Annotated in this window: 19 protein-coding genes and 2 pseudogenes; 10 read left to right on the plus strand and 11 right to left on the minus strand. The window is 41.8% G+C overall.

The genetic code is table 11. From position 1 onward, the window contains the following. Both B3014_RS03240 and B3014_RS03245 read left to right on the plus strand, forming a co-directional pair. Nucleotides 1-180, plus strand: a pseudogene (locus B3014_RS03240) (aminopeptidase P family protein); the annotation flags it as partial. 7 nt (nt 181-187) lie between these two features. Then, nucleotides 188-1,549, plus strand: a complete 1,362-nt coding sequence (locus tag B3014_RS03245; protein ID WP_289244840.1) for an NAD-dependent succinate-semialdehyde dehydrogenase — start codon at nt 188-190, stop codon at nt 1,547-1,549. On the opposite strand, the gene B3014_RS03250 is transcribed toward B3014_RS03245, so the two are convergent. The 5 genes and pseudogenes from B3014_RS03250 to B3014_RS03270 all read right to left on the minus strand — a co-directional run bounded on the left by B3014_RS03250 (nt 1,542) and on the right by B3014_RS03270 (nt 4,977). Then, on the minus strand, nt 1,542-2,651 hold the full coding sequence (locus B3014_RS03250) for a PepSY-associated TM helix domain-containing protein (protein ID WP_289244841.1): 1,110 nt from the start codon (nt 2,649-2,651) through the stop codon (nt 1,542-1,544). The two genes, B3014_RS03245 and B3014_RS03250, sit on opposite strands and share 8 nt — an antisense overlap. A 149-nt stretch (nt 2,652-2,800) precedes the next feature. Then, nucleotides 2,801-2,992, minus strand: a complete 192-nt coding sequence (locus B3014_RS03255; RefSeq protein WP_286304869.1) for a CPXCG motif-containing cysteine-rich protein — start codon at nt 2,990-2,992, stop codon at nt 2,801-2,803. Nucleotides 2,993-3,060: 68 nt separating this feature from the next. Continuing rightward, nucleotides 3,061-3,549, minus strand: coding sequence for a GNAT family N-acetyltransferase (locus B3014_RS03260; protein ID WP_289244842.1), 489 nt, complete (start codon nt 3,547-3,549; stop codon nt 3,061-3,063). Beyond that, a pseudogene (gene chrA / locus B3014_RS03265) lies at nt 3,546-4,724 on the minus strand (chromate efflux transporter). Before chrA ends, B3014_RS03260 begins: the two are co-directional and overlap by 4 nt. A 10-nt stretch (nt 4,725-4,734) precedes the next feature. Further along, entirely contained in the window at nt 4,735-4,977 is a 243-nt protein-coding gene (locus tag B3014_RS03270; protein WP_289244843.1) for a DUF2061 domain-containing protein, read from the minus strand. A gap of 244 nt (nt 4,978-5,221) precedes the next feature. On the opposite strand from B3014_RS03270, the gene B3014_RS03275 reads away from it, so the two are divergent. After that, on the plus strand, nt 5,222-5,692 hold the full coding sequence (locus tag B3014_RS03275) for a Dps family protein (protein WP_289244844.1): 471 nt from the start codon (nt 5,222-5,224) through the stop codon (nt 5,690-5,692). A 41-nt stretch (nt 5,693-5,733) separates the two neighbouring features. On the opposite strand, the gene B3014_RS03280 is transcribed toward B3014_RS03275, so the two are convergent. Beyond that, complete coding sequence (locus tag B3014_RS03280; RefSeq protein WP_289244845.1) at nt 5,734-6,546, minus strand: ion transporter; 813 nt, start codon at nt 6,544-6,546, stop codon at nt 5,734-5,736. 132 nt (nt 6,547-6,678) lie between these two features. Between B3014_RS03280 and B3014_RS03285 the strand changes: the two genes are divergently transcribed. After that, complete coding sequence (locus B3014_RS03285; protein WP_286304863.1) at nt 6,679-7,284, plus strand: cysteine hydrolase family protein; 606 nt, start codon at nt 6,679-6,681, stop codon at nt 7,282-7,284. A gap of 3 nt (nt 7,285-7,287) precedes the next feature. Here the strand turns inward: B3014_RS03285 and B3014_RS03290 are convergent, their stop codons facing one another. Then, nucleotides 7,288-7,833 carry a lipocalin family protein gene (locus B3014_RS03290; RefSeq protein WP_289244846.1) on the minus strand — a complete coding sequence of 182 codons (546 nt, stop codon included), beginning with the start codon at nt 7,831-7,833 and terminating at the stop codon, nt 7,288-7,290. 314 nt (nt 7,834-8,147) lie between these two features. Here B3014_RS03290 and B3014_RS03295 point away from each other — a divergent pair, with 314 nt between their 5' ends. The 4 genes from B3014_RS03295 to B3014_RS03310 all read left to right on the plus strand — a co-directional run bounded on the left by B3014_RS03295 (nt 8,148) and on the right by B3014_RS03310 (nt 11,291). Then, nucleotides 8,148-8,588 carry an RrF2 family transcriptional regulator gene (locus B3014_RS03295; protein WP_289244847.1) on the plus strand — a complete coding sequence of 147 codons (441 nt, stop codon included), beginning with the start codon at nt 8,148-8,150 and terminating at the stop codon, nt 8,586-8,588. Between the two features lie 87 nt (nt 8,589-8,675). After that, entirely contained in the window at nt 8,676-8,990 is a 315-nt protein-coding gene (locus B3014_RS03300; protein ID WP_289244848.1) for a hypothetical protein, read from the plus strand. 61 nt (nt 8,991-9,051) lie between these two features. Next, nucleotides 9,052-10,485 (plus strand): sensor domain-containing diguanylate cyclase, encoded by a 1,434-nt coding sequence (locus tag B3014_RS03305; RefSeq protein ID WP_289244849.1) that lies wholly within the window; start codon nt 9,052-9,054, stop codon nt 10,483-10,485. Between the two features lie 14 nt (nt 10,486-10,499). Next, nucleotides 10,500-11,291 (plus strand): hypothetical protein, encoded by a 792-nt coding sequence (locus B3014_RS03310; RefSeq protein ID WP_289244850.1) that lies wholly within the window; start codon nt 10,500-10,502, stop codon nt 11,289-11,291. Here B3014_RS03310 and B3014_RS03315 read toward each other — a convergent pair. From B3014_RS03315 to B3014_RS03325, 3 genes are all read right to left on the minus strand, one after another. Further along, nucleotides 11,288-11,749: a MarR family winged helix-turn-helix transcriptional regulator gene (locus B3014_RS03315; protein WP_286304857.1), complete on the minus strand. Its 462-nt coding sequence runs from the start codon at nt 11,747-11,749 to the stop codon at nt 11,288-11,290. The two genes, B3014_RS03310 and B3014_RS03315, sit on opposite strands and share 4 nt — an antisense overlap. Nucleotides 11,750-11,957: 208 nt before the next feature. Next, on the minus strand, nt 11,958-12,350 hold the full coding sequence (locus B3014_RS03320; protein ID WP_289244851.1) for a hypothetical protein: 393 nt from the start codon (nt 12,348-12,350) through the stop codon (nt 11,958-11,960). Nucleotides 12,351-12,453: 103 nt separating this feature from the next. Further along, nucleotides 12,454-13,752, minus strand: coding sequence for a mechanosensitive ion channel family protein (locus B3014_RS03325; RefSeq protein WP_289244852.1), 1,299 nt, complete (start codon nt 13,750-13,752; stop codon nt 12,454-12,456). Between the two features lie 125 nt (nt 13,753-13,877). Between B3014_RS03325 and B3014_RS03330 the strand changes: the two genes are divergently transcribed. Continuing rightward, nucleotides 13,878-14,606 carry an SDR family oxidoreductase gene (locus B3014_RS03330; RefSeq protein WP_289244853.1) on the plus strand — a complete coding sequence of 243 codons (729 nt, stop codon included), beginning with the start codon at nt 13,878-13,880 and terminating at the stop codon, nt 14,604-14,606. 64 nt (nt 14,607-14,670) lie between these two features. On the opposite strand, the gene B3014_RS03335 is transcribed toward B3014_RS03330, so the two are convergent. Beyond that, entirely contained in the window at nt 14,671-14,877 is a 207-nt protein-coding gene (locus B3014_RS03335) for a cold-shock protein (protein WP_007145321.1), read from the minus strand. 460 nt (nt 14,878-15,337) lie between these two features. Here B3014_RS03335 and B3014_RS03340 point away from each other — a divergent pair, with 460 nt between their 5' ends. Then, nucleotides 15,338-17,155, plus strand: a complete 1,818-nt coding sequence (locus B3014_RS03340; RefSeq protein ID WP_289244854.1) for a CHASE domain-containing protein — start codon at nt 15,338-15,340, stop codon at nt 17,153-17,155. Nucleotides 17,156-17,279: the final 124 nt, after the last annotated feature.

The raw sequence follows: 17,279 nt of genomic DNA on the forward strand, positions 1-17,279 counted from the left end.
ACCTGCGGTATTTCAGACACCATTTATGTGACTGAAGATGGCTGTAAATCCTTTTTTACCATGGATCGTGATTTCACGGTAAAGCCTGATCAAGCAGATAAAAAGTTAGTGGATATCAATGAGGCCCGTCAGACTGAGTCTGATGACAAGTCAAAACCGAAAGCTAAACAATCGAAATGAGGTGGAGATGTTAACAGCAACGAATCCATACACTGGACAAGACATTCATAACTACGATTCGCTGAATGAAGAAGGCGTCAATATCACCATTGCTAAAGCCGTCAATGCATTTGATTCGTGGCGAACCATGCCTATCAAACAACGAGCAGAAGTATTGAGATCGGTCGCCGCATCACTGAGACAAAATAAGCCATTACTCAGTAAACTCATGGCGGAAGAAATGGGTAAGCCTGTCAAAGAAGGTGGGCCTGAAGTAGAAAAAGCCGCATGGTGTGCAGAATTTTATGCAGAGCATGCAGAAGCCTACCTGAGTGATGAAGTGTTACCCTCTGATGCGACTGAGAGTTATGTCTGTTACCAGCCGCTAGGTACCTTGCTGGGTATCCTGCCGTGGAACGCACCACTTTGGTTGGCCTTTCGTTATCTCGCCCCGGCTTTAATGGCGGGTAATACCTGTGTCATGAAACATGACCCGAATGTACCTGGCTGTGCTCAGGCGATCGAGCAGGTATTTAAAGAAGCCGGTGCGCCTGTAGGGATTATGGTCAACTTACCGGTGGAGACAGCATTGGTCGAAAAAGCGATTCGTCACCCAGATATTGCGGCGGTTTCGTTTACCGGATCAGCTGGAGCTGGTGCCAAGGTCGCCTCCATGGCAGCATCAGAAATTAAACCTTCAGTGCTCGAGTTGGGGGGGAGCGATCCTCTGATCGTGCTGGCGGATGCGAACCTGGATGAGGCTGCCGACGTGGCAACGCTTTCTCGTATTATTAACGCTGGGCAGTCATGTATTGCAGCAAAGCGCATTATTATTGAAGCCCCTGTTTACGACGACTTTATTGATAAATTAAAAACACGTCTGGAAAAATTAAGCATGGGCGACCCATTGGAAGAAACTACCGATATTGGGCCGATAGCACGTGCTGATTTAAGGGATAACCTGCATCGCCAGGTCACTGAGACTATTCAGGCGGGGGCGCGATGTCTATTAGGTGGTGAGCTGCCCGAAGGCAAAGGTTTCGCATATCCGGTGACTTTTTTAGCTGATGTCACGGCAGATATGACCGCATTTAAGGAGGAGACATTTGGCCCCGTGATGTGTGCCATTAAGGCTGAATCAGCTGAACAAGTGCTTGTATTAGCAAATGATACTGAGTTTGGATTGGGGGCGGGTGTCTGGACCAATAATGCTGAAATGGCGAAGGACTTTGCGATGAAAATTAATGCCGGTCAAGTGGCCATCAATGGGATTGTGAAGACAGATCCTCGCTTACCTAGTGGTGGTATTAAAAAGTCAGGTTATGGCCGCGAGTTAGGACCGCATGGCATAAAAGAGTTTGTGAATGCCAAACAAGTGTGGATTAAGTAGTTCGTTTTTGGTGCTGGCGCTTGAATTTGCGTCGGTACCATAACCACCCTCCTGCAATACTCAAAATAGCCGTAAATAAACCACTAGCAAACACCAAAATTCGTCCAGTGAGCCCGAAGGCCTCACCACTGTGTAAAGGGAATAACCAAAAAGCGCTTTTCTGTCTGACCGTCATGTCATTATAGTTTTGTTCTGCTAACACTTCATTGGTTTGTGGATTCAGCCATAACACAAAACTACCAGATGTTTGGCGAGGGTCATTCTCTGCGTTTAAGCGGATTTCAACGCTTGGATTCTGCTCCGTTGGCGGAATAATCCGTTGCCATTGTTTATCAGGCCAGTGTTGTTTTGCACTGATCAGCCACTTTTCAGCTTGGACAGGTTCATCTGCGAGCCAGGCTACATTTGGTGATGCTTTGTCAGGACGGTTTAAAAGCCACTTTGTTTGATCAGGAAATATCAGGCTGATACCGCTCACGATGAGGGTAATAAAAATCGGTAGAGACATTAGCCCTAGCGCAATATGAGTTCGTCGAAAGCGGCCAACAGTTGAGGTGGCCTTTTGGGTGCGTGCCAGCAACCAGTTCCAGGCTTTTTTACTACGAGGCCAGCCATAATAAACACCAACAATGACGTTGATTAACATCAATATGGCTAAAAAGCCCAGCACCAGCTCCATCGATTCACCCAATAAAAAGGTGAAGTGGAAAAGGTAAATCATTGATGTGAAATAACTGCCCCATTCACGCACTGATACCACATCTGCTGTGTAGGGATGAATCATCACTTCGATAGTTTTGCCATGCAGTGGTGACTGCGATTTCATTTCCACAAAGGCGGTATACATGGCCTTATCGTTACGTGGTGCTCGCAGTGAGTTGATATGCGCGATATCGGGCACGGCATGGAGGGCTGCATACAAAATGTCTGAGAGTGGTGCAGGAGGAGCATTGAGCTGGCCGGAAAGGACGAGTTGCGGATTTAACCATTCATCAATAGCATGATCGAAAACAATGATAGACCCACTAATACTCTGTAGTAAAAGTGGAATAATAAGAATTAAACCACTGATTCGGTGAAACTCGATCCAGAATTTTCGCATGGAGAGGTTGAGGTCTTTGGTTTGTTATCGGCTAGGTATAAAAAGAATGGATGCGTGATTGCCATCAAGAGCGAATCAGCATGTTAGTGTAATTGATATTGAATATCAAATAGGATTTATTATTGTCTATTGTGGGCTAAAGTCACATCTTAGTCATTTTCATGTGATGTCTGGACATGAATGCCTTCATGATCAACTTCCACGCTAAAAGTGATAGGGCGACAACATACCTCACAGTCTTCGATATATTCCTGTGAGTCGACAGAGCCATCGATGATGACTGAAATCATTTCACCACAGTAAGGGCATGACACAGTGTGTTCTTGTAACGCGTAAACCATATTTATCTCCATCATCATTTAAATGAATGACTGAGATTTCGACTGGGAGTTCCTAATCAGGAAATGCGTTAATTGGGGTAGGCAAACAAGTGACGTTTATCACCTAAACCTATTCCTGTTGCGATAATACGAAACCCCAGATCCTTATAAAACTTAAGTAAAGCTGGGTAATGATCGACGGCATCTAATTGCACCGATGTATCACCGGCTTTATCGAGACAAAATTGCATGAGTTGTTTGCCATATCCAGAGCCTTGAACCAAAGGAGAAACAGCTAATTGTGTGATATAAATATCTGCCAAAGGCGCTTCAGGCCAACACTCATGATAGTAACTGGCTTTTTCTGTGCCCATCGCGATACAACCAAGAATCTGTTCATCTTTTTCCAATACATAGACCTGCTTGGTCATCATATTCTCTTTGACTGAATCTGCATCGTAGACACCAAGCCAGTGTGCCATACCCTGTTGATGCATATGTTCAGCACAGCGATTTAATAAATCGGTGATGCTAATGATGTCTGCTTGTTGTGCTTGCCTGATACATGCGGAATTCATAAAAAACTCGTGAGAATGCTGCCAGCGAGACACCATACAACAATAACAACAGGCGATAAACGATAAATATGTAACAAGATAAAGCCAGTTGTCGCAATCATGATGTCTGCAAACGATAGAACAAGATGTTGCCAGATTGGCTGATAGAGCGCAGCCGCTAATAACCCGACCATCGCCGCGTTTATCCCAGACAGTGCTTTTTGTATCACGCTATTATTTTGCAATGACTGCCATAAGGGGAGAAGTGCTAACAGTAATAAAAAGCCTGGCAGAAATAAGGCACATAAAGAGAGTAGCGCGCCAAGTACACCACCATTTCCACCTGGTAACAGTGCCCCTAAGTAAGCGGAAAGTGTGAATAATGGGCCCGGTATAGCCTGAGCAGCACCATATCCAGATAAAAATTGTTCAGAAGTTATTAAGTTTGTATCGACAATTCTGTTTTCCAGTAGCGGAAGCACAACATGCCCTCCACCAAAAACAGTGGCACCCGTCTGGTAAAAAATCGTCATGACATGAAACAAGGGATTATCGATAGCAAGAACGGGCGCTAAAAAGAGTAGAGCAAAAACGACTAACAGTACGACAGACGTTTTTTTGCCATAAGACAAATTGAATGAAAATGTCTGCTTATTTTCAGTCGAAGAAAGGAGAAAAATACCAGCTATACCACCAATTAGCATCACAAAAAACTGACTGTAGCTAGAGGGTAGGGTCAATAAAAATATCAGACTGAGTAGGGCGATGAGTTTGGTGTTAAGGTCAGGGCAGAGCTGGCGAGTCATTTTCCATACCGCATCAGCCACAACCGGCAATGCAACGAGCTGCAAGCCATGTAGTGCCGCTTCTCTATACGGAAATGATGCTGATGATATCGACAAAGCAAACAGCACCAGAAGCAGGGCTGATGGCAAAGTGAAAGCAATAAATGCAATCACCGCGCCCAACATACCACCACGATATAAACCAATAGCAAATCCCAGCTGGCTACTTGCCGGGCCAGGCAAAGCCTGGCTTATGGCGAGCAACTGTGAGAACTCTGGGTCAGATAACTACTGTCTTTTCTCGACAAACTGTGTTCTGAAATAGGCAATATGAGCAACAGGACCGCCAAATGCAGTCAAACCCAATATAAAAAAAGCCTTAAAAATAGTTAACTGGTTGGCTAGCTGCACTAGTGTTATCTCATACTTCCATTGGGCCAGACTTTACCAAATTTTTTGTACTAAAATCCGCTGATGATTTGTTATCAGAGTGTGAGCGTGTCATTTTAGTCCATACTTTCTCATGGGCGTAGAAGGCAAACGTATTGATAGCCGGTTCAATTAAGGCCATCGTGCCTCCGACCAAGACACTACCTGTCATGACGTAGCCAACAGTAAATGCCACAGTGAAATGTACAACAGCAAAACTCATTGTTTTTTTCATCACTATTCCCCTTTGTTGAGAATAATTATTATTTACGTTTTGGCGAATGTACAATGATTTAAATCAATCAAGTGAATAGATAAAATCGATGATTAACTAATCGGTATTTCCGATTATTTATATGGAAATAAACTGTTTCACATTTCCTGTACAGTCATTATGATGTAGTAATATGTAATTCATATGAACGAATCAGCGTTCGTAGTGACTATATATGTCCATTTAATAATAAGGAGGCTCATTAATGAGTAAAATTGATATCGGTATCAATAAGCAGGATAGACAAGATATTGCGGATGGCTTAAAAAGCTTATTGGCAGACTCTTACACTCTTTATTTACAAACCCACAACTTTCATTGGAATGTCACCGGTCCTCAATTCCGGGAATTACATTTGATGTTTGAAGAACACTACATCGAACTGGCGGCCGCGGTGGATGACATTGCTGAACGCATTCGCACATTAGATGTGGCAGCGCCTGGTACATACAAATCATTTGCTGAGCTAAGCTCGATCAAAGAAGTTGAAGGTGTACCAGAAGCAAAAGAAATGGTTAATTTACTGACCCATGGTCATGAACAAGTGGTTAAAACTTGTCGTAAAGCACTTAAACTTGCACAAGAAGCGGATGACGAGTCCTCTGCAGCATTAGTCTCTGATCGCATGCGAGTCCATGAAAAAACGGCTTGGATGTTACGTGCGTTAGGTCAATAAATAGCCTCAAGATGAAGAAAAGGGAGCCTAGGCTCCCTTTTTTATTGCTTACTTTTGATGAGTTGTTTCAACTCATCTAACTGTCTGGATAAATCCTGAATAGTGGGTTCACCAGCATGCTCTTGTTGCCATTGTTCAGCATTTTCTTTCTCCATCACATTCACAACAATGCCAATTAACATGTTCAAAAAAGCAAAAGCATTTAAAAAGATAAAGCTGATGTAGAAGGCCCAGCTAAATGGATAGAACTCCATTGTTTCATACATGACATCTGTCCAGTCTTCAAAGGTCATCACTCGAAATAATGTCAGCATCGAAACTGCGATATCACCCCATAAAGTTTCATTCACACTAGCAAAGAAAGTAGTGCCAACTGCAGCGTAGATATATACGATAATAAACATCAGCAGCGCCACATAACCAAGTTGTGGCAAGGCCCTTAGCAATGAGTTTAAGAGTGTTCGCAACTCTGGAATGACCGATACCATCCTCAAAACACGAAAGATCCTTACCAAACGGCCTACCAGAGCCAGTTCACTATCCTCTATGGGAATCAAGCTGATCACAACAATAATGGTGTCGAATATATTCCAACCACTTTTGAAAAAATTCAGCTTGTTGGTTTCAGCAAAAAAGCGAATGCTGATTTCGATAAGAAAGAAGATGGTAATGCCATAATCCAGCCAGACAATGACGGTGAGCAGTTGACTGGGGATATTGTAAGTTTTTGCCCCTATCATTAATGCTGAAAAAAGAATGACAGCAACAACAATCGTTTCAAAGATCTTGTTCTGTTTTATGTTAAGAAAAATAGCCGCAAAACGATGGGTTCTTTGGGTAAGGGCTGAGGCCATTTTTACTCCTGTTTAAATATAAATCTTGGCTAGCTGCGGAATAATAGCGATTGGAAAAATTTATGCAAGTTAGCATGTTATGTGTGCGGTAGATATGCTATGTTCAGTTGACGCTATCCATGGAGAATGCATATGAAGACTTTACGAGATATCATTGGGATAAGCCATGAACCTTCAGCATTAAGTGAGTCTGCGCTCATACTGATTGATTGTCAGAATACCTACAGGGAAGGGGTATTGAAGTTGGATAATGTTGAACCAGCGCTTCAGCAAGTAAAAAAATTACTCGAGCTTGCACGTGAACATGGTGTTCCTGTTTTTCATATCCAGCATGATGGTGGAAAAGGTTCACCGTATGATTTGAATAGCCGCTTGGGTGCTATTGCCGATGAAGTGGCGCCGATTGATGGCGAATATGTCATTGAAAAAAGTTTTCCCAATGCATTTATTCAGACATCATTGGATGAAGCACTCAGAAAACGAAGCATAGAAAATATTATCCTTGCTGGCTTCATGACACATATGTGTGTGAACTCGACTGCTCATGGCGGTTTTAATCGTGGTTACAATGTGACGATTGTGGCAGATGCCACAGCCACGCGACCTCTGTGTTTGAATAACGGGAAGCAGCTCTCTGCTGAGCAGGTCCAAGAAGTCACCATTGCAGCTACTCGTGACTTGTACGCAGCAATTGTCGATACGGTTGACGATTTGGCCATTGAAGCTCGGCCCGACTAGGGTTTACTTGTCAGCCTGTTTCTCTGGCCACTGCTGTGGAACGCGTTGGATTTGACTAATATCGTAACCGGCGTTCTCGATCAGTTTTAGCATGTGCTGATAATCCGCCTCTGGGATGGTCGGCGTTCTGGCCATAATCCAGACATAATCCCGCTTATTGCGTGCGACGATAGTCTGAGAGTAATCTTCAGTCAGGTACATGATTCGGTAATCTGCTTTTATTGGCCAGATAAACTGCATTCCCCAGATAGCGTTAGTTTGTTCATCCGTGACGAACCCTTTGGGGTGATAGGTTTTTAATTCACCATCAAAACTGTCCTCGTAAAACGTGAATGTGGTCTGAATTGTGCCGTCATCATTCAACTCATAAGATTCGATGGCATTATGTGCCCCTTTTTCAATAAAGGTGGGGATATTGGCGATTACGTACCAATCACCCATAAACCGGTCTATGTCGACATAAGAGACGGGTTCGATAGGTGGATGACTTTTTTGGCAACCGCTCAATAACATCATCATGACAATAATTCCTGTAATACTTAGACGCATATCTTCACCTTTTTTAGCGAACATCATTGATTGTGTATCGTGAATTTGCCGTGAAGCACGTATTTGATTCAAATGCACTTTTTAAGTGCGCATTTGTGAACCAAAAGTTTGGTGAATGGCAAACAGATGCTGGCACAAACACTGACTAGTTAGCCTGCTAAGCTCGGTATAATGGAGTAACATGAGAAGATAACTTGCAATGTTTTATGATTAACACACCGATGGCTGAAAAATTGCTTATGTCTGTGATTTACTGATGACTTCTACAGAAGGAAGAACGGAATGACACATAAAATAACTCAAGGTACAGTGCTGTGCAGCTAACTTCTCATTCAGATTATGCGCTGAGACTTCTGATGTATTTAGCGATTCACAGTCAGGAAAAACCGGCTACGGTCAAAGATGCATCTGAACGGTATGGTATTTCAACAAATCATCTGGCAAAAGTGGCGCAACGATTGGTGCAAGAAAAACTTATTATCAGCCAGCGTGGCAGGGGCGGTGGTCTGAAATTAGCTTTGCCAGCAGAAGAAATAAATATTGGATTGCTTCTGCGAAAGATTGAAAATCCGGAATTATTGGAATGCTTTGGTACCAACTGTCAGTGTCCAATTGAGTCGGTTTGTGTACTTTTTAGTGCGCTAAGAAAAGCGCAAAAAGCATTTTTTGCAGTCTTGGATGAGTATACACTGGCCGATGTGGTAAAAAATAAACATAAACTCCAACAAAGCCTATCATTGCCAACGGCAGTGTAAATGCACTACTAATGCGTATATAGTGAGAGAGTCATAGGGAGTGGTGTACTCTGTTCCTTTGTCGTTTCAATAGTCAGCAGGTAGTGTATGTCGCATGTAAATACTATTGGTATGGTGCTTTATCTTTGCTTGGCAATTTTTGGCGGTTTTTTATCCGGGCTTTTCAGCCGTTATGTATACCTTGCTGCACGTAGGGATTTACCTATGTGGGCTGCTGTTCTCTCCAGCGTTGTTTTTTATATTCCTGTTTTCTGGGCCATCATCAGTTTATTCAAACAAGATGACCTAGACGTCTTTTATATTCTTTTGCTAATCAGTTTTGCTCTGGGCGTGAGACATCATAGAAAAATGAGGACTGTGAATGACAAGGATGAACATGATTATCCTTTCGACCTAGACTAAAAAATTGGAAATAATGTGAAAGCTTGAATACTATTGACCATTTATTTTTGGTGTCTTCTCTTTGAAAAATCGTAAGCGTCTTTACACACTCATTATTAGCATCATCGTTTTAATGGGCTTTTTAGCAACAAGTTTAATTGGTTACTTTGTTGCCAGAAGTTCGATCTCACAACGCCTGCAACAAGAGATGCTTCCGCTGACCAGTGATAATATCTATTCAGAAATTCAGCGAGATCTGCTTCATCCACTGGTGATTTCTTCTTTGATGGCCAATGATGTTTTTGTATTCGATTGGGTCAATGAAGGTGAGCTTGAACCAGAAAAAATGCAAAGTTACCTTAGCCAGATTCAAGAGAAATACAACACTATTACGGCATTTTTTGTTTCCAGTAAAACGCAGAATTATTACCATCCAACTGGCATCTTGAAGAAAGTATCTGAAGACGTTGAGGCTGATGCCTGGTATTACAAAGCAAAAAACGCCAATCAACCTTATCTCATCAATATTGACCGAGATACGGCTGAGCCAAATCGTCTGAGTATCTTTGTCAATTATCGCGTTCTTGATAAGAAAGGAAAGTTTATTGGGGTGATAGGTGTTGGATTATCTTTACTGGTTGTGGAAGAGCTTATTGAAAATTATCAACAGCGTTACGGTCGAGAAATCTATTTTATAGACCGACAAGGTCAAGTTATGCTGCAAAGCAGCAAGTACAGTAAGGAACTTCATATTCAGAATAAAGAAGGTCTGGATAAGGTATTTACACGTATTCTCACGACGCCCAGTTCATCATTTTCTTTTAACACGGTGAATGGCAGTACCATTTATCTCAATAGCCGTTTAGTGCCCGAATTTGACTGGTATCTGATTGTCGAGCAGGTTAACGACCCGAGTACAGAAAAAGTCGAAAACGCGTTGATTCTAAACCTTATGGTGTCATTTGCCATAAGTCTTATTGTGCTTTTTATTTTGCATTTAGCGTCAAGAGGATATCAGGGTCGTCTTGAAACCATGGCCACCAAGGATAAGCTTACAGGTGCAATCAATAGGCAAGTATTTGATTCATTCTTTACACAGGCTGTTGCCAGGGGTAAAAGACACCAGGAAGCTTTATCACTCGTACTGATTGACATTGACCACTTCAAACAAGTTAATGACAATCATGGTCACCAGTATGGTGACTATGTACTTACCGCAGTGGCTGGCATTATGCGCCAACAGGTTCGTGAAGAAGATGTGGTATGTCGTTGGGGTGGCGAAGAATTCGTTTTAATGTTGCAAGATTGTAATCAAAATCAAGCCATTAAACTCGCAAACAACATTCGCGAAGCGATTGCCCAGCATGTATTTGAATACAATGGTAAAAAACGTCAAATTACAGTGAGTGCTGGGGTAGCAGAGTATCAACAGCAGGAAACAATGAGTCAGTTAATTGCCCGGGCAGATGTTTCACTTTACCAAGCGAAAAATAATGGTCGAAATTGTGTTCGCTGAGAGATGAGTTGAATATGTTAAACAAACATCGATTGTCATTATCACTGCTTTGTGTTTGTTTAATTTTGGCTTGCTTTCCTGTTGCAACGTCGACTGATCATCAGCTTAAAAAAATGATGACGGTCACCTTGTCAGTCTATGCTTTGGCAAGAGGCTTAAATGGTGTCATCTCTGTTGCTCAGGGAACTGAAGTTTCTATAGAACCCATGGGCGTCGGGCTGACATTAGCACCGGGACAAATACTCGATCCTTTAAATGACCTAATAGAACAATTCTCAAGTGTGTTATTAGCTGCCTCAGCTTCACTCGGCATTCAGCAAATTATCTTATTTTTATCTGATCAAGCATTTTTGAGAATAGCGATTGCAGTATTAGCACTGATAGCGGCGGCGAGTTATTTTTTAGCTAAAACATCACAGCAACTCACACCTGTTTTTCTTAAAACAGTATTGTTTTTATCTATTCTCAGGTTATTGATACCTATATCAGTGATGGCTAGTGCAACGGTGCATGAGCTATTGGCATCTCAGAGGGAAGAAGCTGTTATTGTCTTGGAACAGACCCAGAATGAAGTGGAAACATTGAGTGAGCAACAACAAGAAAAATCAAAAGGCTGGTTTAACAGTCTGAAAGGGCAGTTAGATATAGAAGCAAAACTTCAGCAAGTCAGAGAGCAGGCAGATCGTGCAGTTAAAGCAGCTGTCTATCTGCTTGCTGAGTTTGTTTTATTAATGTTATTTATTCCTTTATTAACGCTGTGGCTTTTATTCAAATTTACTGTCCATGTGTATCAAATAAAGCTTTAGGTCATTTTCTCAGTAGTTTCTTCACGTTGATTGAGATCATTGGTGAGTTGATTCAGGGTGCTTAATAAGTCAAAAAACTCTGTTGATGACAAATTAGTTTTACATGCCACTTTATTTTGAACTTCAGCGATATGAGGTTCCAATTGTCTCGCTTTGTTCGTTAGGAAAAGGCGAACAACCCTTTCATCTTCATCTGTGCGAACTTTCTCAACCAGCTCAGCAGCCTGAAGCCGTTTAATGATGGGAGATAATGTACCTGAGTCTAACTTCAGTTGTTTCATCACATCTTTAATGGCGACACCATCTTTTTCCCACAAAACAACTAAAACCAGATATTGGGGGTAGGTGAGATCATATTCATTTAACAGACTGCGATAAAATCGTGTGATGCTGTTCGTAGCACTATATAAAGCAAAGCACAGTTGATTATCGAGTCTCAAGTTATCAAAGTTTGACATGCGTTGATTCCTTAAAAAATTTGCTTATTAACATTGCCACGATGCAATAAGGCTTAGTCGCCGTTGATTGATTCGCTTAAGTCTATAACAACTCAAGATTGCTCATTATAGAGAGTAATCAAAGCAACGCAAATCGGATTTATTCTCAGTTGTTTATATGAAATGACAATTTTCTGGATAAAAAAAGATATACCATATCTCAGACTCATTATATCAGTCTGAGTTTCGGTAAATTGAGACGAATTTGTGATTTTATTGCATCGACATTTGGACGAAAAACCAGTGGAAAGACTTCTTGCTGTGAATCAGCTGCGATAAAGGGCTTTATTTCATACCCCTCAAAGAAGAGTTCAGCCCTAGCCTGACAGATATTTCTCACACCCTCATTAAAAGCGAGATTGTCTCTTGCTAGCATTTCTGCATTTGCCAGTGTCCAGTCGAGAGTTAACCATTGTTGATAGCAACTTTCTGCCAGTCTTTGAGCAGGGGACGATGTTTTTGTATTACTTTTACAGGATGGCTGGGTTTCACAAGCGAAAGTCTGATTTAGAGCGATAACGGCGGTGACAAGAATGGGAGCAATGAACGGTGTATATTTCATAAAAAACTCCCAATAATAAAGTGAGACTGGTATTAACCAAGTGACTAAATAATAACATTAAATGCTTGTGCGCAAGCATTTAATGTTAAGGATATCCTGGCAGTTATTGATTAATAATTTTAACTTCTCGTTGTGGGAAGGGAATGTCGATATCGTTTTGTTTCAAAGTATCCCAAATCATCAACAACAGATCCGCGCCCACCCTGTTGGGGCCATCATCAATTCCTTGCATCCAGAATTCGACCAGAATATCTATACCAGAGTCAGCAAAGCCTTTTATTTCAGCATCAGGTCTCTCTTCAAGAGGTATATCATCGCCACTAATCACTTGTGGATGACTTGCTACAGTCTCTCTTACTAGTTCAAATAGCTGGTGTAAATCAGTTTTATAGGCAACCTGAAACTCTAATGAGTAGCGCTGTTTAGTATTTTTGTGCGTCCAATTGGTAAAGCTGGTCGTAATAAACTGTTCGTTAGGCACCATGATGTCTTTACCATCATAAGTTTCTAATGTCGTTGAACGCATATTGAGTTCGCGAATGGTGCCACAACGACCATCTTCCATCTCAACAAAGTCACCCACACTAAGAGAACGGTCTAATAGAAGAATAATGCCGGAGATAAAATTGGATGCAATGGCCTGAAGACCAAAGCCCAGACCAACACCAAGCGCACCACCAAACACAGCCAACGCCGTCAAATTAATGCCCATGATTTGCAGCAAAAGTAGAAAGACGACAAAGAAGAGCCCTACTTGAAATAACTTCGCAAACACTTCTCTTGTGCCGATATCCAGATCATGCTGATTACGAATGATTTGCTGACCGGCACTATTGGAAAGTCGACCTAACCAAAATAAAACTGAACCGAAAATGAGGACTCTGGCAACGCCATAAGCAGAGATTTTAAAGTTGCCGATCTGCAGAGAGATTGTTTCTAGGTAAGCGACTACTTCATCTAGCCAGCCAAACACGTGCAAAACAGCAATAGGCAAAATGAACCATAAAGCGAGTTTTCTAAAAAGTTGTTTTTCAACGAAACGGGTGATAATCGTGTAGAGCATGAATATAACCGCAAGGCTTAAGCTGAGTTTAACAAGCCAGGCTTGACCAATCACAGCTTGGCTGATGTCGACTGCTACAGACATAGATAACACCAGCATCAGCGGCAGAATGAGTTCTCTCAGCCTGAATATACCTTGACGGATTTGAAGAATAGGACCTTCCGTTGGCTTCTCTCTGAGAAGAGGGGAGAGATTGCGAAGAAATCGATTCACTGACAAGCCAATGAGCAGTGCCAGTATGATTAATCCAATTTGTGAATAAAATTTTGGACTACTCAACCAATGCATTAATTGACTCAGAAATTGTTCGATCAGACTCTGATAGTGTTCGATATCCATGGGGTGCCTTTCAGTTTATCTCGGACACAATGTATTTGACTGATTTTCATATGGCAACTATTTAGACCCTGAACTTTATTAGATTCCGTCAGTCAGCAAGTGGAAACCATCAACAGGGATAAAATATGAATGCAGGATTTGGTTTAAAACATCGGGTTGTGTTTATCACTGGCGCTAATAGGGGGATAGGTAGAGTTATCGCAGAGACACTACTCGATTATGGAGTTGAAAAAGTTTACCTTGCGGTAAGAGATTTGAGTTCGGTAGATGATTTTGAAATGCGTTATGCTGATCGCGTCACACCTATATTTCTCGATCTTAATCAACCTAATTCCATTTATGCTGCAGCGGCAAACGCACAGGATGTGGATGTTGTTATCAACAATGCAGGTATTCTAAATAAAGCCGCTATTTTAGACCCGGCCGCCATTGAGTCCTTACAGAATGAATTTGATATCAATGTATTTGGCTTGTTGAGAATGGCACAAGCATTTGCTCCGTTATTAAAGAACAACGGTGGTGGTGCATTTGTTCAACTCAACTCAATTGCATCACTAAGAAGTGTGCCAGCTTTTGCGACATACGCGGCATCTAAAGCCGCCGCATACTCTCTAACTCAAGCCATTAGGCACGAGCTGGGTCAGCAAGGAACGGTTGTTTTGAGTGTTCATCCGGGACCTGTCGATACGGATATGGCGAAATCGATAGGGGTGAGTGACGCAGCCCCCCCCAGTGTTGTCGCACAGGCGATTATTAAGGCATTAGAGCTGGGCGAGCCCCATGTATTTCCTGATAGCCGAGCCCAACAGATTGGTCGTGAATATAAACATTTTGCCAAACAGGTTGTGGAATAGAACAGCAGGCAAAAAAAAAGCCCCGAATAACGGGGCTTTTTTTCTTTTCTGTAAAAATAATGTCTTACAGAGCAGTAATGTTTTCTGCTTGAGGGCCTTTAGCACCTTGAGTTACTGTGAACTCAACACGTTGACCTTCATTCAGGGTTCTGAAACCGTCACCTTTGATTTGGCTGAAGTGAGCAAAAACGTCTGGGCCAGACTCTTGTTCAATAAAACCAAAACCTTTAGCTTCGTTAAACCATTTAACAGTACCAGTAGTTGTAGACATAAATAATCCTAATTTCTTAATAAATAATTGAAGTCCCAAATTGAGACTTTTTGGTATAGCTGGAAGTGTGCAGAGTACTTATTAACAAACAGGACGAGCTACTGATGGTAATGCTTCGAAATGAAAAATAAATATTCAGATCAACTTTCAAGCTATGTTCAATGTATAGACAATACAGAGCCGTGTCAAAAATATTTTTGCCTGTCAAGATAAGAAGCCTCAACAACTGATCTCGACCTATCTCAGAAAACACGAATCCCTGCTGGTCACTGATAGTTTATGCCGTTTTATTGTGACAAAATGATGAAATGATCGATGTCATTTTTGCAGAAGGATTTTTCTGTAAAAAAAGTGCTCTTAGTTTGGGTAGCTAGCTTCATCATCAACTCATCGTCATACTGAGTAACACGGCTATTTGTAGATATGACTTATCTCTTTATTGGGTGGTAACTTAAAAGTAATGGAAACGTTTTTTTCCAGGCACATCAAAAAGCATCCACCATCAGCATGGCTGGCACTATCACTATGGCTGTTGATCAGTACATGGCTGTGTTATCTGTTATTCACTACTGTTCATAACAAGGTGAATCAGCGGTTTAATTATGAAGCTAGTTACGTTGCTCAGGCCATATCGGAGCGGATGCGTGATTATGAGTTGGCACTTCGTAGTGGCAAAGGATTATTTGATGCCAGTACTCAAGTGACCCGCACAGATTGGCGTCATTTTGTCGATACGATTCAATTGCAGAGAGACTTTCCTGGCATACAGGCGATTGGTTACGCCGAGATGATTCCTTCTCAATCCCTTACTCAACATATCCAATCCATCCGGGAAGAAGGGTTTCCTGATTACACTCTCGAGCCCACAGGTAAACGCGAACAGTATAGTTCGATTGTGTTCATAGAACCTTTTGATTGGCGTAACCAACGTGCTTTTGGGTTTGATATGTTTTCAGAGCCTGTTCGAAGGCAGGCGATGATTTTAGCCAGAGATACTAAACAAGCAGTAGCGACTGGCCCGGTTATCCTTGAACAGGAGACAAATGAAGAAAAGCAGCATGGGTTCTTAATGTATGTGCCTGTGTATCAACATAATAAGGCCACCGGTTCTGTTGTTGAACGTAGAGATGCAATCCAGGGCTTTGTTTATGCCGCGTTCAGGATGAAGGATTTCATGCAGGGTATTTTAGGCCGAGGACAACAAACGTTAAATTTTGAGATTTATGATTTCAGTGATGACGCATACACGTTGTTATACAAAAATGCTGACACTGAACACGCTTTTTATCATGAAAAAGAAAATGAAAAAGCGTTCTCACACATGTTTGAGCTGAATGTTGGAGAGAGAAACTGGCGCTTGTTCGTTTATAGTCATGATGAGCTCATGACCTTATCAGAACGCTATCAACCTATATTGATAGCGATTATCTGTACGCTTGTTGGTGTAGCTATATTTAGTTTCATTTCATTTTTGGCAAGGCAAGGGGCTGGGGCGACAAAACAAGCCTCAGAAGCTCATGCCAGCCGTAATTTGTCTGAACAGCGACTGCTTATGGTGACTCATATCGCCAAGATAGGCGTCATGGAGTGGGACCTTTATTCAGACAAAGTTTATATGGACGAGCAGCTACTCTCTATTTATGAAATCGAAAACAACACATTTGAGGGCTCATACAAGCAATGGATGCAAATGGTTCATGAATTGGATCGCGACCGCATATCTATGGAATTAGAACAAGCATCCCAATTTGAGGAGCATTTTGAGCTGACATTTCGCATTCCTACCCAATATGACATACGTTATCTGCATGGCAATTTTTTTGTGGAGCGTGACGCGATTGATAATCCTTCAAAAATCATTGGTTTTATAGTCGATAAGACCGTTGGACAAGAGGCACATACACAGTTACGTCAAGAAGCCAAACGATTGGAAACAGTGCTATCGAGTGCGAAATTGGGGAGCTGGCAGTGGAATATCGAAACGGGAGAGGCCGTCTATAACCAGAATTGGGCAGAAATGATAGGCTATGATTTAACTGAGCTATTGCCGATGACAATGGACACCTGGAAGGAGCATTGTCACCCTGATGATGTACTCAACGTCGAAAAACAATTAGAAAGGCATTTGAAAGGTGAGACAGACTTTTTTGAATGTACGATAAGGATGTTGCATCGAAACGGAAAAGTAGTACATGTGCTGACTAAAGGTCGGATCATCACCCACACCCAAGCAGGGCAGCCATTGCTGATGTTTGGCATACATCAGCAAATTTCCTGACCTGTCCGATAACATGATTTTAGTTCATTACAAGCTATATCTAACCTGCTTAAGCCCAACTTTGTCATAGTGAACCTATTGAATAAAAAGGTCATTTCTCTTCTTAGCCTGGTTTTGTTGATGA

It is taken from the genome of Methylophaga sp. UBA678, assembly GCF_002299105.1.
Classification (GTDB): Bacteria; Pseudomonadota; Gammaproteobacteria; order Nitrosococcales; family Methylophagaceae; genus Methylophaga; species Methylophaga marina.

Excerpts from the sequence above, each read along its gene's own strand:
- B3014_RS03245 (WP_289244840.1), top strand. The coding sequence starts at position 188 with ATGTTAACAGCAACGAATCCATACACTGGACAAGACATTCATAACTAC.
- B3014_RS03250 (WP_289244841.1), bottom strand. The coding sequence starts at position 2,651 with ATGCGAAAATTCTGGATCGAGTTTCACCGAATCAGTGGTTTAATTCTT.
- B3014_RS03255 (WP_286304869.1), bottom strand. The coding sequence starts at position 2,992 with ATGGTTTACGCGTTACAAGAACACACTGTGTCATGCCCTTACTGTGGT.
- B3014_RS03260 (WP_289244842.1), bottom strand. The coding sequence starts at position 3,549 with ATGAATTCCGCATGTATCAGGCAAGCACAACAAGCAGACATCATTAGC.
- B3014_RS03270 (WP_289244843.1), bottom strand. The coding sequence starts at position 4,977 with ATGAAAAAAACAATGAGTTTTGCTGTTGTACATTTCACTGTGGCATTT.
- B3014_RS03275 (WP_289244844.1), top strand. The coding sequence starts at position 5,222 with ATGAGTAAAATTGATATCGGTATCAATAAGCAGGATAGACAAGATATT.
- B3014_RS03280 (WP_289244845.1), bottom strand. The coding sequence starts at position 6,546 with ATGGCCTCAGCCCTTACCCAAAGAACCCATCGTTTTGCGGCTATTTTT.
- B3014_RS03285 (WP_286304863.1), top strand. The coding sequence starts at position 6,679 with ATGAAGACTTTACGAGATATCATTGGGATAAGCCATGAACCTTCAGCA.
- B3014_RS03290 (WP_289244846.1), bottom strand. The coding sequence starts at position 7,833 with ATGCGTCTAAGTATTACAGGAATTATTGTCATGATGATGTTATTGAGC.
- B3014_RS03300 (WP_289244848.1), top strand. The coding sequence starts at position 8,676 with ATGTCGCATGTAAATACTATTGGTATGGTGCTTTATCTTTGCTTGGCA.
- B3014_RS03310 (WP_289244850.1), top strand. The coding sequence starts at position 10,500 with ATGTTAAACAAACATCGATTGTCATTATCACTGCTTTGTGTTTGTTTA.
- B3014_RS03315 (WP_286304857.1), bottom strand. The coding sequence starts at position 11,749 with ATGTCAAACTTTGATAACTTGAGACTCGATAATCAACTGTGCTTTGCT.
- B3014_RS03320 (WP_289244851.1), bottom strand. The coding sequence starts at position 12,350 with ATGAAATATACACCGTTCATTGCTCCCATTCTTGTCACCGCCGTTATC.
- B3014_RS03325 (WP_289244852.1), bottom strand. The coding sequence starts at position 13,752 with ATGGATATCGAACACTATCAGAGTCTGATCGAACAATTTCTGAGTCAA.
- B3014_RS03330 (WP_289244853.1), top strand. The coding sequence starts at position 13,878 with ATGAATGCAGGATTTGGTTTAAAACATCGGGTTGTGTTTATCACTGGC.
- B3014_RS03335 (WP_007145321.1), bottom strand. The coding sequence starts at position 14,877 with ATGTCTACAACTACTGGTACTGTTAAATGGTTTAACGAAGCTAAAGGT.
- B3014_RS03340 (WP_289244854.1), top strand. The coding sequence starts at position 15,338 with ATGGAAACGTTTTTTTCCAGGCACATCAAAAAGCATCCACCATCAGCA.